Annotated in this window: 1 protein-coding gene; it reads left to right on the forward strand. The window is 45.2% G+C overall.

Annotated features, from left to right (window positions below; all coding sequences use genetic code 11):
• Positions 1 to 221 (forward strand): LCP family glycopolymer transferase (locus tag ACX9YW_RS23730; protein ID WP_460351286.1); only part of this gene is annotated, 221 nt, incomplete at both ends.

The following is a 221-nucleotide window of genomic DNA, read 5'->3' on the forward strand; positions in this document are numbered from 1 at the left end:
GGTTGACCAGGGAATCGAAGGTCGGCATGATCAAGGTAATTCCGATACCTTAATTTTGGCAACGGCTAACCCGGATAAGAATACAGCAACGATGACGTCAATTCCTCGTGATACTTTGGTTAACGTATTAGGTGACCCGGGCAATAAGTACTTTATGTACCGGGTAAATTCAGCCTATGAAGTTGGCGGCAGCAAAGCTTCTGTTAAGACGGTTTCTTCCT

The sequence above is a fragment of the Pseudoneobacillus rhizolycopersici genome (assembly GCF_054786815.1).